The following is a 14762-nucleotide window of genomic DNA, read 5'->3' on the forward strand; positions in this document are numbered from 1 at the left end:
GTCATTCGCACCATGAAGCTTGCGACAGACGCAAGCGACGCCGCATCCGCATCGATCTTCTTCTCCAAACGTCCGGGGTACATCTTGCCCTGTGATGTCGCTCGATCACCGCAGGGACGGGACGGCGCGAGGATATAGATTGAGGTGTCTATACGGGCCTCAATGCGCTTTCCTGCGGGGCGATAGGCTGATCGAAAACCAAATGCCAACGCGCTGTTCGTCGCTCCAAATGCTGCCTCTGGGGCAGGGGGCGAAGAAGATCTGCGTGTGGCTGAGGTGGAAGAATGCCCCGTGACGAGGGGCGCGCCTGAAGGCTGATCGGGCTCGACATGTCAGGCGACGGTCTGTCAAATTTTAACGAATAGGCCAGCTCTCGAAACGGCGCGAACTGCTTTGATTGTGGCAAAAGTGACAGATTCTCACCCATCAAGCCCTGATTTTATGAAGATATTACCCTCACATCAGGAGACAATCCGAGGGGATCGGCGCTGAATTCACTACAATTTGTTTTGAATTGCAGTACGTTAGGTTCAATTTGTCCAAATTGTTAACCTTTTCGCCTGTAATCGCTGGCATTTCTGCGATCCTTAACGCCATCTGACCTGAGGTGTTAAGGTATGTTAAGACTGACACAATCAATCCACGTTTTGGTCCAAGGCCAACAGGGGCCAGCCATATTCCAGCCGCACGCCTGAACGAGTGTGAAGAGGTGGGAAAATGGAGTGGAACAATGAGACTGATGCTTGCGATGCTCGCTGCATGCCTGTCTATCGGTGTGTCCGAATCTGCTATGGCAATCGAACGTCGGGCCAGCAGCCTGCCGGGATGGGAAGCCGTGGGGCGGCTGAATATAGCCGGGAAATACATGTGCACCGGTACACTTATTGCGTCAAACTTGGTGCTGACGGCGGCGCATTGCGTCTATGACGCACAGACCGGACGGCGGGTGAACCCGCGCGGCATCCGTTTTGAAGCCGGGCTTGATGGCACTCGGGTCAAGGCCGCGCGTTCGGTCAGCAAGGCGGTCGTGCACCCCGGTTATCGGTTCCGGGCTGGTGGAAATGCGCAACTGGGCAGTGATATCGCGGTCTTGCGGCTGTCCAATCCGATCAGTCGCAACGACATTCGCCCGTTCTCCATGTCCGCCCGTGCGGACCGCGGGGCAAACGTCGATGTCCTATCCTACAGCTACTCGAACGCCACACGTGCCAACAGAGAGCAGAACTGCCAAGTGCTGTCTCGTCGCACCCGAACCCTGGTGATGTCCTGCAAGGTCGATTTCGGCGCATCCGGCGCGCCGGTGCTGGAAATCCGACCGGGGCAGGCGCCCAAGATCGTGTCGGTCATTTCGTCCAAAGCAGCCATGGGGCACCGTCGGGTGTCGATCGGCACCGCTCTTGACCGCACGCTGCGGACAATGATGCAAAACGCGATCTGATCTTGCTCTCGGGTCCAACGCCACCACCGGATGCGATACGCCAGAATGGCTGTCTGCTCCGTCCGGATCTAGAGCGCACAGGACCAGCAGCTTGACGTGTTTCAGGTCACGTCGGTTACAAAGCTAAGAAGATCAGGGCTCTCGAAACGCTTCACGTGACTTGTAGAGCGGTTTGAGCAAGTAGCTGAGGATGGTCTTGGAGCCGGTCTGCAGCTCCGCAGTTGCCCGCATCCCCGGACGAATTTCGATTTGCTGCTGACGCGCCGTGAGACTGGAGCGATCCACCTTTACGGTGACGCGGTAGTAGGGGGGGGCACGGGGATCGCGTTCATCCTCGAACGTATCCGCCGAGACGATATCGACCTTACCCCGCAGTGAACCATAGATGGTGTAGTCATAGGCCGTGAGCTTTATGGTCACATCCTGCCCGCGCTGCACATTGGCGATGTCCTCAGGCTTAACCCGCGCTTCCACGAACAGCTCTTCGCCGAGCGGAATGATCTCCAGAATCTCGTCCCCGGGGCGCACCACGCCACCGATCGTGGTCACGGCCAGACTGTTGACGATCCCCGCCATGGGCGATGTGATGACGGTCCGTTGAAGCTGATCCCGCGCCAGACGCTGTTCTTGTCGCAGGGAGGTCAGCTGACGCAGGGTGTCGGAGTATTCTTCCGCAAGCTCCAGCTCTGACTGCGTTCCAATCTCATCGAATTTCGCCTGCGCGTCGCTGACTTTCTTCTTGGCTTCGTTGACTTCAAGCAGGGCGACGATCTTCTGCTCATGCAGGGACCGCAGGTTCGAGAGTTCGTTCTTCAGCTGCAGAAGTATCTCTTCGGCGCTGTTGCGGCGGCTGTCGAAATCGCCTTGTCGCGCCTTGAGCAATGCACGTTCCGAGGCGAGGATGGAGGGGGAGCGCTCGGCCAATGTTTCGGGGACATCGAACGAATAGGCGCGCTCGATCTCCGCCTCGAGCCGGTATTGCTTGATCTCCAGCGCGTCGATCTGGTCCTGCAGATCATCCGAGGCCGCGCGGAATTTGGTGTCCTGAAGCTTTGCCAGCACCTGGCCGGCCTCAACGGTGTCACCCTGACGGACGTGGAGTTCTGCAAGGATGCCGCCTTCGAGGTTCTGCACGATCTGAGAGCGGGAGGAGGAGACGATCTGCCCGTCTGCGCGCACGATCTCGTCGACGGATGCAAACCCGGCCCAGGTCACGAACAGCACCAGCACCAGCGCCACCAGCTTGATGATGCGGCTGGCCCCATGCGTGCCTTCCAGAATATCCATGTCTGCTGCGATACTCATGACGCTTTGCTCCCGCCGTTCAGATGCGCCAGAACCTCGTCTCGCGGCCCGTCGACGACCATGCGCCCGGCCTGCAGGATCAGTGTGCGGTTGGTCAGGGACAGGATCGGCATGCGATGGGTCGCGATAATTGCGGTGCGATTGCCGAGCCAGCCGTCCAGCCGGCTCACCAGCGTCCGCTCCAGCGTCTGGTCAAGCGCCGCTGTGGGTTCGTCCAGCAAGACAACCGAAGGGTTCTGCAGGTGCAAGCGTGCCCAGCCCACGGCTTGACGTTGGCCGATGGACAGCCCCGCGCCACCGTCGCCGATTTGCAGGTCCAGACCGCGCGGGTGGGTCTGCACGAAGGGGGCGAGGCCCGCGAATTCCAGCGCTTCCATCACACGTTCATCGCTATGTGTCAGCAGGGACAGGTTCAGGTTGTCCCGCAACGTACCGGCAAAGAGCTTTACCTCCTGGCCGAGATACCCGATGTGGCGGCGCAGATCGCGTGGTTCGATCTGGCTCATGTCGGTGCCATCGATCATCACGCGGCCCCGTTCCGGAGTGTATAGACCGGCGAGCAGCTTCAGCAGTGTCGATTTACCCGAACCATTGACGCCCAGAATTGCAATGCGTTGGCCCGGCGTGGTGGCGACCGCGGGCACATCGACGGTTGGCGCGCCATCGGGATCGTAGCGAAACACCACCTCGCGCAGCTCAAACCGGCCTTCGATGGTTTCACGGCGCAGATAGGCACGGCCCTTTTCGCGCTCCTGCGGAGCGGTGGCGATCACGTCGAGCGCATCAAGCGCGGCGCGCACATTGCTCCAGCGCGCCAGTGTGCCGGCAAACTGCGTCAGCGGCGCCAGCGTGCGGCTGGTCAGAATGCCGGTGGCAATGATGGTGCCGACGGTGAATTCGCCCGCAAACACCATATAGGTGCCGAGGATCACGGCGCAGATATAGGTGGCCTGCTGCACGCCCTGGCTCCAGTAGGTGAGGGCGCTGGACAGCTTGCGCTGCCCGTTGGAGGCCTGCGAGGACAGAAGGTTCAGCTCGTCCCAGAGCCGCAGGATGCGTTCCTCGCCGCGCTGGGTCTTGATGGTTTCCATCTCGCTGACCACTTCCTGAAGCAGCCGTCCGCTCTTGGCAGAGGCCCCCTGTGCCTGACGGGTCATCGCCAGCATCTTCTTCTGGATGAAGTAGCCGGGCAGCAGCATCAGCACGCCGCCGATGATGATCACATAGACCACCGGGCCGCCGATCGAGGCCACCAGCAGCAGGAAGACGGCGATGAAGGGCACATCCGCCAGCGTCGACAGGGTGGAGGAGGTAAAGAACTCCCGCACCGAGGAAAAATCGCGCATCGCGGCAAACAGACCGGAGGGGGGCAGGGGGCTCTGGTCCATGCGCAGGCCGATGACGCGGCGCATCAGCTTGTGCTGCACCGCCATGTCGACCTGACGCCCTGCGGCATCGGTGATGCGGGCGCGGGCGAGCTTCAGCACACCTTCCATGGTGATCGCCATCAGGGCGCCGATCGCCAGCACCCAGAGTGTCGCCTGCGATTGATGCGGCACCACGCGGTCATAGACCTGCAGCGAGAACAACGCGACCGCAACGGCCAGCACATTGGCCACCAGAGAGCCGAGCATGATCTCCCCCATCTGGCGGCGATATTTCGGAAACTCACCCCAGAACCAATGCGAGGTATCCAGCTGCGGCGTGTGCCGCTGTGCCAGCTGCGAGAGCGTGGCGCGGGTGGTTAGGATCTGCCCGGTAAAGTAGGGCATGAAATCCTGCATCGGCACTTCGGCGCGATTGTCGGGGCAGGAGGTATCGTAAATGGTGACGCCTGCCTTGCCCTGCGACAGGACCAGAACCGGTTGCCCGCCCTGCATGATGGCGATGCCGGGCCAGTGGCGCGGCGTCGGGCGTTTCACCTGCTGCACGCGCGCCTTGAGGCCTGCGGTGATCAGCGCGCTCATCATCGCCTCGGGGCGCAGAGAGGCCGGCCCGCTGGTCTGCAGATGCTCGATCATGTCCTGCGGGGCAAGCGTGCACCCGCGCAGTGCGGCAAGGCGGCACATCAGGTGCGCCCGCGCCTTCAGGCGGGCGTGATGGGCGGCTTCGTCGTCTTGGCTGCTGCTGGGAGCCACCGGCGTCGGTTCAACTGCTGCGACGACCTCATCCTGGCCCTTTGCTTCGGCTGCGTCCGGTTCAGGGGCGGAGGGGAGATTGGGCAGCGGTTGGTTCGCATCAAATGCAGACGGGGCCGGTGCGGCAGCGGCGTCTGGTTGCGCAGCCGGGGGCGGGGGGCTGGCGGTTTTGTCGTCTTGGCCCGCGACTGGCGCGGGCGCTGTGACCGGCGAGATCATCGAGATCTTCACCGGTGCCTTTTTGCCTTTGTCGCTGCCTTTGCGTTGTTTGGAGGTCAGACCACCGGAGATCGATGACAGCTTCAGCCCGCGTTTGGCGGGCTTTTGCGCAGGCTCATTCTGGCTATGGCTGTCTCGATCCGTCAAATCTTGTCCCCATCCGCCAACAGACCCAGTGACGCGGCGAGCGCGAGCTGGATCATCACAACTTCATATTTTGCGTCGATATAGGCCTGTTCCCGCTTCACTAGTTCTTCGTAGATCGGGATGACGTCCATCACCGGACGTTGCCCGGCCTCGAACTGTGCCTTGAACAGGTTGTAGGTTTCGCGGCTGGCGCGTGACAGCGACAGCGCCTCACGTTCCTGCCGGCGATAGGAGGCAAGGCGCTGGATCTCACGGCTGTAGTCACGCCGTGCGTTCTCTTCCGCCTCACCGATGCGGCGCAGGGCCGCCTGTTTGGACGCCTCTACCGCCTTCAGCGCGGCTGGAGTCCCCAGACCAAGCGGTTCCGCAAGGTTCAGCAGCAATCCGCCGCCGCTGCCCTCACTGCCGACCTGACCGGAGGCCGACACCTGCGGCAGCAGCCCGGCGCGCTCCATCTTGGCTTGCTCGATGGTGCGGGTGGCTTCGGATTTCGCCTTGAGAACGCTGAGATAGCTGCTGCCATCGGGGGGCAGGCTGAGGTTCAAACGCTGTGGCGAGGCCTCAAACGTGCGGCCTGTCATGGCCTCAAGCTCGGCGCGCGCGGTGCGGGCCGCATCATTTGCGGTGGCCATGCTGGACTGCACGCCGCTGATCTTGGATTGAACCACACTGAGGTCGGAGCGATCAGACACACCGCCGTTCACACGCCCAACAACCACCCGTTCGAAATCGCGCATGGTGCGGATGGCGCGATGGGCATAGGCGGCCTTCTCGTCGCCGCGCAGCCCCGACACATAGAGCGACAGCGCGGTTTTGACCCGGTCGTTCATATCCGCAGAGAGGGTGACGGCGGCAACCTCCACATCGGCGGCGGCAAAGGCGCGTTCGGCCTTGCGACGTCCATTGTCGAAGAGCACTTGTTCCAACAGCATGCTGGCCACCATCTCGCCCAGATCATTGAGGCTGACGCTGGGGCGCAGGGAGGGGAGCCAGTTCTTGGATTTGGCTTCTGCCCGCAGTTTGGCGCTGATCAGTGCAGATTCCGACGCGCGTGCCGAGGCGGACAGGGACGCGCTTGCGACCGTGTCATAGCTGCTGCCGGGCTCCAGCAGCGACTGGCGCTGCATCAACGCTGTGATGACTTCGGACTGTGGTGCGTCTTCGGCCTGCGCAAAGTTGCTTTGCAGCGCCGTAGTGTCCTGATCTGCGGGGGTGAGGCCTGGAATTGGCAACCCACACGCCGTCAGGCTGCACAACAGTGCAACGGCAGAAATGCGTCTTGCCAGAGCCATAAAATTCCCTCGTGCCTCAGATGGTCCCGTGGTTGATCCACGGGTTATCGCTGTGTTGCCGCCACCCCGTGAACCTTCGCAAAGGGGAGGGGCGGCAACAGGCGTTTTTAGATAACGACGTTCACATCGTCTTCGACCAGCAGGCGGGTGTCGCCATCCCCGATCGTGTAGACATCGAAGGTCTCGCCATCCACGGTCTCGGTGCCAGCGGCGACTCCTCCGGTGAGGGTGACGGTATGAGGATTGTCATCATCATTGAGACCGACGTTGTCATCCCCGCGGACCACCAGAGTATCCGAGTTCGAGGACATGTTGTTGATCATCTCTTCGGTCAGCGTGACGTTGGCGCCGTTGCCGTTATCCTCGAACACAAGGTCTAGCGTATCGATATTGTGCTCGCCAACCGAATTCAGCAGGTCGGAACTGACGGATTGCTGGTCGATCACCAGTACCGAAGATCGGTTGCCTGCGTCATCGGTTTCCTGAATGACCAGATTGGTGCCATCTGGAATTGGGTCGTCGAAGACGATTGAAGGGAGCCCAGTGGGCGAGGTGTCGGGGGCGCCCTGAATTACTGATGATGAACCATTGTCATCGATCCTATAGACGGATAGCTCTTCCGTTTCCTCGGATACGGTGACACTGTAGGCTAATCCGTCTTCGATATATCCACCACGATGATCCGGCGTGTCGACGTCGGTGTCGATTCTGAAGTTCAGGGGGATATCGTCGACGTTACCAGCCGAGTCCTCCGCGTAGATCGTCCCATTTACCTCACGAGATTCGGTGCCGAGGTCGTCACCATCAAGCGTGAGGCTCCAGTTGCCGTCGTCGTCCACGGAGGCCGGGTAGTCGGTGCCGTCGATTTCCACCGTGACGGTGGAACCTTCTTCGACCGTACCCGCCAATGTAAAGCCAGCGGCGAGTTCGTCGATGTTCACCACATCGTCCGAGGTCTGAAGCGTCTCGGACTCATAGTTTTCCACCACGGTGTCGAGTTCCACCGTGTCGCTGTCGCTTTCGGTGTTGCCGAGGTCATCGCTGATCGAAGCGGTGACATCCAGGTTTCCAGTGCCCTCGGGTATGTCGTTTGCGCTCACAACAAGGGACCAGTTTTCGTCGGCGTCGGCGATGACGGTGTCGCTGAACCCGCCGAGCGTTACCGTGACGGTTTCACCGGCGGTTGCGGTGCCCGTGATGGTGACACCATCGGCACGCTCGTCGTGGTTGATGATGTCATCACCCTCGATCGGTGCTTCGTCGAGCTGCACAAACCCGGCATCGGTATCCACTTCGATGGTGGATGTCGCCGTTGCAGTGTTGCCGACCGCATCGGTGGATGTGACCGAGATATCGGCATCATATTCACCGTCGGGCAGGGATCCTGCCTCGTAGGTTACGGACCAGGTGCCATCCCCATTCGCGGTCGTGGTGCGGGTCACGCCCTCGACAGTGACCTCGACCGACGCGCCGGCTTCGGCGGTGCCAGTGATCGCGACGCCGGCGGCGGCTTCAGCGGCGGTGATGATATCGTCGCCCCCGGAAAGGCCGGTGTCGATGGTGACGGCGGTTTCGGTATCCACTTCCAGCACATCGGAGGAGGTGGTGCTGTTGCCGTGCGGGTCGGTGGTGACGATGGTGATGCCGGTCTCGTATTCACCAGTTGCGATTTCGCCCGGTGTGAATGTCACGGTCCAGGTGCCATCCTCCGCCACTGTTGTGGTCTGAGTGGCGCCTGCAATTTCCAGGCTCACGGTCGCCCCGGCCTCACCGGTGCCGGTGATCACCGTGCCGCTGGCCTGTTCGTCGCCGTCAACCACGTCGCCGACAGACTGGGTGCCTTCGGTGATGACGACGGTGGGAGGCTCGCTGTCGATGTCGATGGTGGGACCGTCGAGATCGTCGTAGGTGGTGCCATCGGGGGCCACAACATCCACGACCGTCTCATAAACGCCATCATCGGGAAGATCGTCGGTCGGGACATTCACAGACCAGGTGCCATCGTCATTGACGGTGGTGGTCACGACCACATCGCCGATGGTGACTTCCACGTCTGATCCGGTTTCGCCGGTGCCGGAAATGGTTACGCCGTCCGGGTCGCCTTCTGGCACGTCATAGGTGCCGTCTGCATCATTCACGGTCGGAATGATCGCGCCGGTGCCATCGTCGCCGCCACCGCCGCCGCCGTCCCCATCGCCGCCACCACCTGCGCCTGCAATGACTGCGGCGCCAGCTGCTGCGGCGCCCAGACCGCCGAGGCCGCCAAGCAGCGGTGCGGCAAGCGGTGCCACAACGGGTTCAATACGGTCAACGTCAAGAAAGACCATATCGTCGTAGGCGCTCCATTTCCCTGACAGATCAAGGGGTTCGTAGCTTGCGAACAACATTCCATCGGCCTTGTCCTCGAGGACAACTTCGATGAAATCACCTTCATCGCTCAGGAACAGGTTCTTCGGACCAGTTGCGGCTGTGTTGTAGAAACCGTCCAGTTCCACGATGGTGCCGTCTGACAAGGTGATGTGGAGATCGTTCCCGCGGCGGGCGTAGCTCTCAACATCAGTCGGGTCGAGGTTGAGCGAGATATCTTTCGCGCCAGTTGTGGAAATTACAGATGGAGACCCTTCTGCAGAGGTTCCATGCTGATTGGTGCCCGACGGATTGCGGGCAATAAATGCAACGGTGCTCATGCTAAACTGCTCACTTTATACTTTGCGCGTCGACGTAAAGGTCTCGCGCTGCCTGTTTCAGTTGCCTGTATGTGTCTGCCACGTGCCGTCTTTGCGGCTTTGTTGGGGCCAATATGCATTCCAATTTGCTGACCTGTCCAGACCAAGATTAGGTGACTTCGCCCTGTTTGCCTGCCTAGCGTGCCTCAAATACCTCACTTTTTTGGCCGGGCGGGCCGGTTCATACTCATGTCTGCAGCAATGGTACGAAAAATGGTTAATATCCCATTAACCAACATTGAGATGGCGCCGGAGTCTGGTGTTTTGCGCAGTCTGAGAGGGTGCGAGCCGGAGCGATGCTGGCGATTTCTGGCCGCTTTGCACCCGGTTTTGACAGGATCTGTCGCCGAGTTGTGATGCAAAGTTACGGACCATTTCACGAGTGTTAATAGAAAATATACCAAACTTCGTTATGATGAATGGCATATCTAGTGTATGATATAGGTAAATAAATCCGACGCTGTAGCCCTTGGCCCAGACGGAAACCCCTCTACAGTCATATGTATGGAGGGACGCCTGGCCAAGATCACGGTCAAGAGCGCCGAGCAGACTCAAAATAACAACGATAAACGCGGACACCTCAACGGCCCTCGTCAGGCCACTCTGTTCGCGTGCGATCCCGAAGCCCAGGAGGACGGGTAACGACGTTAACCAGGAGGCGAGACCCCGATGAATAAAGTTGCAGAGCTTTTTGCAGAGGCCTATGGCCAGACGCGCGAGCAGGAAATGTCTTTGCAGGACTATCTCACGGCCTGTCGCGACGACCCCAGCATGTACGCCAATGTGGCGGAACGCATGCTGAAGGCGATCGGCGAAGAGGAACTGGTTGACACCTCAAAGGACTCCCGACTGGGGCCGATCTTCCAGAACCGGACGATCAAACGCTACGCCGCCTTCAAGGATTTCTACGGCATGGAGGACACGGTCGAACGGATCGTGGGCTATTTCCGCCATGCGGCCCAGGGGCTGGAGGAGCGCAAGCAGATCCTCTATCTGCTGGGACCGGTCGGCGGCGGCAAGTCATCGCTGGCGGAGCGGCTGAAGCGGCTGGTCGAGGATGAGCCGATCTATGTGCTGAAGGCGGGCGATGACATTTCGCCGATCTTCGAAAGCCCGCTGGGTCTGTTTGATCCGCTGCGCATGGGGCCGATCCTGCAAGAGGAATACGGCATTGCCACCCATCGGCTGCCGGGGCTGATGTCGCCCTGGGCGGTACAGCGGTTGGATGAATTCGAAGGCGATATCAACAAGTTCTCGGTGGTGAAACTGCACCCCTCCCGCCTGCGCCGCATCTGTGTCGCCAAGGTGGAACCGGGCGACGAGAACAATCAGGACATCTCCACCCTCGTCGGCAAGGTCGACATCCGCCAGCTGGAACACTTCAGCCAGGACAACCCCGATGCCTACAGTTTTTCCGGCGGTCTCAACCGGGCCACCCAAGGGGTGCTGGAATTCGTCGAGATGTTCAAGGCGCCGATCAAGATGCTGCACCCCCTGCTGACTGCAACGCAGGAGGGCAACTACATGGGGACCGAGAGCTTCGGCGCGATCCCCTTCAATGGGCTGATCCTGGCGCATTCGAACGAGAGCGAATGGCAGACCTTCAAGAACAACAAGAACAACGAGGCCTTCATCGACCGGGTGTCGATCGTAAAAGTGCCCTATTGCCTGCGGGTCTCAGACGAGGCGCAAATCTATGAAAAGCTGATAGAATTTTCGGAACTGCGCGAGGCACCCTGCGCGCCGGAGACGCTGAAGATCCTCAGCCGCTTTTCGGTGCTGACCCGGCTGAAGCCGCATGAAAACTCCAACCTCTACTCCAAGATGCGGGTCTACGATGGCGAGAGCCTGAAGGACACCGATCCCAAGGCCAAGACGGTGCAGGAATACCAGGACCGCGCCGGCGTTGACGAAGGCATGAACGGGGTTTCCACCCGCTTTGCCTTCAAGGTGCTGTCCTCGGTGTTCAACTACGACACCAAGGAGGTCGCCGCCGATCCCGTCCACCTGATGTACGTGCTCGAAGGTATGATCAAGCGCGAGCAATTCCCGCAAGAGGTCGAACAGAAGTATCTGGAGTTCATCAAGACCGAACTGGCACCGCGCTACGAAGAGTTCATCGGCAACGAGATCCAGAAGGCCTATCTGGAGAGCTATACGGAATACGGTCAGAACGTCTTTGACCGCTATATCTCCTACGCCGATGCCTGGATCGAGGAACAGGACTACAAGGACCCTGATACCGGCCAGCTCTATGACCGCGAGGTTCTAGATGCGGAGCTGTCGAAGATCGAGAAACCGGTCGGCATCGCCAACCCGAAGGATTTCCGCAACGAGGTGGTCAAGTTTGCCCTGCGGCATCGGGCCAACACCGGTTCGAACCCGGCGTGGAACTCCTACGAGAAACTGCGCGACGTGATCGAAAAGCACATGTTCTCCCAGGTGGAAGAGCTGCTGCCAGTGATATCCTTCGGGTCCAAAAAGGACAGTCAAACCGAAGGCAAACACCAGGAGTTCGTCGAACGCATGCGCGAGCATGGCTACACCGACAGGCAGGTCCGACGCCTCGTCGAATGGTACATGCGAGTGAACAAGGCGGGCTAACAGGCGGGAGGTGTCTATATGCACCACTTCATCGACAGGCGCGCAAATCCAAAGGGCAAAAGCTTGGGGAACCGGCAACGGTTCCTCAGACGCGCGCGAGAGAATATCAAGGAACGCGTCGACCGTTCGGTGCGGGAAAAATCCATCGGCAAGGGCGAAAGCGTTCCGGAAAACGGCGAGAAAATCACCATTCCTGCCAAGGGGTTGAAGGAGCCGCGGCTCTATCACGGTCCCGGTGGCAATCGCCGCCATGTATTGCCTGGCAACAAGGAGTTTGTGGTCGGCGACACGATCGACCGACCACAGGGCGGCGCGGGTCAAGGCGGGCGCAAGGCCTCTGAGGACGGCGAGGGAGACGACGAGTTTTCCTTCACCCTGACGCGGGACGAATACCTTGAAATCCTGTTCGACGGGCTGGAATTGCCGGATCTGGTGGAAAAGGCCACGGTGGAGACCGAAACCATCGGCACCCGCCGCGCCGGGCTGACCACCGCGGGCACCCCCAACAACCTCAATCTGGTGCGCACCATGCGCAACTCCTTGGGGCGTCGCATAGCGCTGCAGCGCCCGTCCACCAAGTCCCAGCGCGAGCTGGAGGCGCAGGTGGCCGAGTTGGAGGAGCTGGACGCACGCTCGCCCAGCCAGGAGGATCTGCTGGCGGAGCTGAAGCTCAAGCTCGACGGCATCCGGCGCAAACGCCGGGTGGTGGGTTATATCGACCCGCTGGATCTGCGCTATGACACCTTCGTGCCGGAAAAGATCCGCAACTCCCGCGCCGTGGTCTTCTGCCTGATGGATGTTTCGGGTTCCATGCAGGAACGCGAAAAGGACCTGGCCAAACGGTTCTTCCTGTTGCTGCATCTGTTCCTGACGCGCGGGTATGAGCACACAGAGATCGTCTTTGTGCGCCACACCCATTACGCGCAGGAGGTCGATGAGGAGACGTTCTTTTATGCGCGTGAGACCGGCGGCACCATCGTCTCCACCGCGCTGGAGAAGATGAAGGAGATCATCGACGAACGCTATCCGCCGGACGAGTGGAACATCTACGGCGCCCAGGCCTCGGACGGGGAGAATTTCGGCAATGACTCCGTGCGTTGCCGCAAGATCCTGACCGAGCAACTGCTGCCGGTCTGCCAGTTCTACGCCTATGTGGAGATCGTCGAGGAGTCAGCGCAGATGCTGTTGGACAACAACGAGGCGGGCGAGGACCTCTGGCAGAACTACCGGCAGGTCAAGGGGGAGGTCGCCCATTTCGAGATGCAGCGCGTCTCTGAACCCGGCCACATCTATCCGATCTTCCGGGAGTTCTTCCTGCCCAAGGTGAAAGGCTGATCCACATGCAGACTGCAAAATCCACCGCCACACCGCTTTTCACCGGGCCGGAGTGGACGTTCGAGCTGTTGGAAAAAGCCCGCGACGCCATCGAGAAGATCGCGCTCGAGGATCTGGGGCTGGACGTCTACCCGAACCAGATCGAGATCATCTCGGCCGAGCAGATGCTGGATGCCTATTCCTGCGTCGGCCTGCCGTTGATGTATCACCACTGGTCCTTCGGCAAGCATTTCGCCCGTGACGAGGCGCTCTATCGCACCGGGCGGCAGGGGCTGGCCTATGAGATCGTCATCAACTCCAACCCCTGCATTAGCTACAATATGGAAGAAAACACCATGGCGATGCAGACGCTGGTGATGGCGCATGCGGCCTTTGGGCATAACCACTTCTTCAAGAACAATTATCTGTTCCAGCAATGGACCGATGCGGATGGCATCCAGGATTACCTGGCCTTTGCCAAGAACTACATCGCCGCCTGCGAGGAGCGGTATGGCTACGATGCGGTCGAGGAAATACTGGACGCGGCCCACGCGCTGCAATCTCAGGGCGTGTTTCGATACGGTCGCCCGCCCAAGCCCACAATCGAGGAACGTCGCGCGATGCAGCAATTGCGCGAGGCCTATGAGAAGGGGCAAAGCGCGCTTGATATCTGGACGGATGCGACACTGGGGCTGAAACGTGACATGGATGCGCCGGACGAGGATCTGGATCACAGCGAGCGGCGCAAGCGGATGAACCTGCCGCAGGAGAACATCCTCTACTTCCTTGAAAAACACAGCCCCGTTCTGGAGCCCTGGCAACGTGAGATTCTGCGCATCGTGCGGATGCTGGCGCAGTATTTTTACCCGCAGAAGCAGACCAAGGTGATGAATGAAGGCTGTGCGACGTTCGTGCATTACTACATCGTCAACAAGCTCTATGATCAGGGGCTGATCACCCAAGGCGCGCTGATGGAGATCATGCACAGCCACACCAATGTGGTGATGCAGCCGGAATATGACGACCCGCGCTACTCCGGCATCAACCCTTATGCGCTGGGCTTTGCGATGATGCAGGACATTCGCCGCATCTGCGAGGACCCCACGGATGAGGATCGAGAGTGGTTTCCGGACATTGCCGGTGATCCGGACTGGCGCGGCGTGCTGCGCAATGCCTGGTCGAACTACCGGGACGAAAGCTTCATCCAGCAGTTCCTGTCGCCGCATCTCATGCGCAAGTTCAAGCTGTTCACCCTGACCGATGATGAAACCCATCCGCAGCTGGTGATCAGCCAGATCCACAATCGTGCAGGGTACAAGACGATCCGCCGCGATCTCGCCAAGCAATATGACCTTGCCTACATCGAGCCGGATATCCAGGTGAGCGATGCGGATCTGAAGGGCGACAGAACGCTGAAGCTTACCCATACAGTGCGCGAGAATATCCAACTGGCCGAGGACGGTCGGGACGAGGTTCTGAAACACCTGCGGCGGCTTTGGGGGTATGATGTGACACTCTCAACCGTCACGACGGCGAGTGGCTGACGATTGGACAGGCGCCTTGGGCGCGCGCAGGCAGA

Annotated in this window: 8 protein-coding genes; 4 read left to right on the forward strand and 4 right to left on the reverse strand. The window is 60.1% G+C overall.

Going from position 1 to position 14762, the window contains the following annotated elements; translation table 11 throughout:
• Positions 1 to 730: 730 nt before the first annotated feature.
• Complete coding sequence (locus R1T40_RS01750; RefSeq protein ID WP_106163185.1) at positions 731 to 1438, forward strand: trypsin-like serine peptidase; 708 nt, start codon at positions 731 to 733, stop codon at positions 1436 to 1438.
• A 132-nt stretch (positions 1439 to 1570) separates the two neighbouring features.
• On the opposite strand, the gene R1T40_RS01755 is transcribed toward R1T40_RS01750, so the two are convergent.
• The 4 genes from R1T40_RS01755 to R1T40_RS01770 all read right to left on the reverse strand — a co-directional run bounded on the left by R1T40_RS01755 (position 1571) and on the right by R1T40_RS01770 (position 9226).
• Positions 1571 to 2743, reverse strand: coding sequence for an HlyD family type I secretion periplasmic adaptor subunit (locus R1T40_RS01755; RefSeq protein WP_106163186.1), 1173 nt, complete (start codon positions 2741 to 2743; stop codon positions 1571 to 1573).
• On the reverse strand, positions 2740 to 5100 hold the full coding sequence (locus tag R1T40_RS01760; protein WP_394805031.1) for a type I secretion system permease/ATPase: 2361 nt from the start codon (positions 5098 to 5100) through the stop codon (positions 2740 to 2742). The genes R1T40_RS01755 and R1T40_RS01760 overlap by 4 nt, the downstream gene beginning before the upstream one ends.
• Before the next feature lie 143 nt (positions 5101 to 5243).
• The gene (locus R1T40_RS01765) at positions 5244 to 6539 is read right to left on the reverse strand and encodes a TolC family protein (RefSeq protein WP_317385662.1); all 1296 of its coding nucleotides are present in this window, start codon (positions 6537 to 6539) and stop codon (positions 5244 to 5246) included.
• A 107-nt stretch (positions 6540 to 6646) separates the two neighbouring features.
• Positions 6647 to 9226 (reverse strand): Ig-like domain-containing protein, encoded by a 2580-nt coding sequence (locus R1T40_RS01770; protein WP_317385663.1) that lies wholly within the window; start codon positions 9224 to 9226, stop codon positions 6647 to 6649.
• A gap of 708 nt (positions 9227 to 9934) precedes the next feature.
• Between R1T40_RS01770 and R1T40_RS01775 the strand changes: the two genes are divergently transcribed.
• From R1T40_RS01775 to R1T40_RS01785, 3 genes are read left to right on the forward strand one after another with little or no spacing between them, the layout of a single operon-like run.
• Positions 9935 to 11869, forward strand: coding sequence for a PrkA family serine protein kinase (locus tag R1T40_RS01775; protein WP_106163190.1), 1935 nt, complete (start codon positions 9935 to 9937; stop codon positions 11867 to 11869).
• 18 nt (positions 11870 to 11887) lie between these two features.
• A complete protein-coding gene (locus R1T40_RS01780) occupies positions 11888 to 13204 on the forward strand; it encodes a YeaH/YhbH family protein (RefSeq protein WP_317385664.1) in 1317 nt (438 codons plus the stop codon).
• A gap of 5 nt (positions 13205 to 13209) precedes the next feature.
• Positions 13210 to 14727, forward strand: coding sequence for a SpoVR family protein (locus R1T40_RS01785; protein ID WP_317385665.1), 1518 nt, complete (start codon positions 13210 to 13212; stop codon positions 14725 to 14727).
• The last annotated feature ends 35 nt before the right edge of the window (positions 14728 to 14762 follow it).

It is taken from the genome of Tritonibacter scottomollicae (assembly GCF_032924845.1).
GTDB classification, from domain to species: Bacteria; Pseudomonadota; Alphaproteobacteria; order Rhodobacterales; family Rhodobacteraceae; genus Epibacterium; species Epibacterium scottomollicae.

Excerpts from the sequence above, each read along its gene's own strand:
- R1T40_RS01785 (WP_317385665.1), top strand. The coding sequence starts at position 13,210 with ATGCAGACTGCAAAATCCACCGCCACACCGCTTTTCACCGGGCCGGAG.
- R1T40_RS01755 (WP_106163186.1), bottom strand. The coding sequence starts at position 2,743 with ATGAGTATCGCAGCAGACATGGATATTCTGGAAGGCACGCATGGGGCC.
- R1T40_RS01775 (WP_106163190.1), top strand. The coding sequence starts at position 9,935 with ATGAATAAAGTTGCAGAGCTTTTTGCAGAGGCCTATGGCCAGACGCGC.
- R1T40_RS01770 (WP_317385663.1), bottom strand. The coding sequence starts at position 9,226 with ATGAGCACCGTTGCATTTATTGCCCGCAATCCGTCGGGCACCAATCAG.
- R1T40_RS01780 (WP_317385664.1), top strand. The coding sequence starts at position 11,888 with ATGCACCACTTCATCGACAGGCGCGCAAATCCAAAGGGCAAAAGCTTG.
- R1T40_RS01765 (WP_317385662.1), bottom strand. The coding sequence starts at position 6,539 with ATGGCTCTGGCAAGACGCATTTCTGCCGTTGCACTGTTGTGCAGCCTG.
- R1T40_RS01760 (WP_394805031.1), bottom strand. The coding sequence starts at position 5,100 with ATGATCTCGCCGGTCACAGCGCCCGCGCCAGTCGCGGGCCAAGACGAC.
- R1T40_RS01750 (WP_106163185.1), top strand. The coding sequence starts at position 731 with ATGAGACTGATGCTTGCGATGCTCGCTGCATGCCTGTCTATCGGTGTG.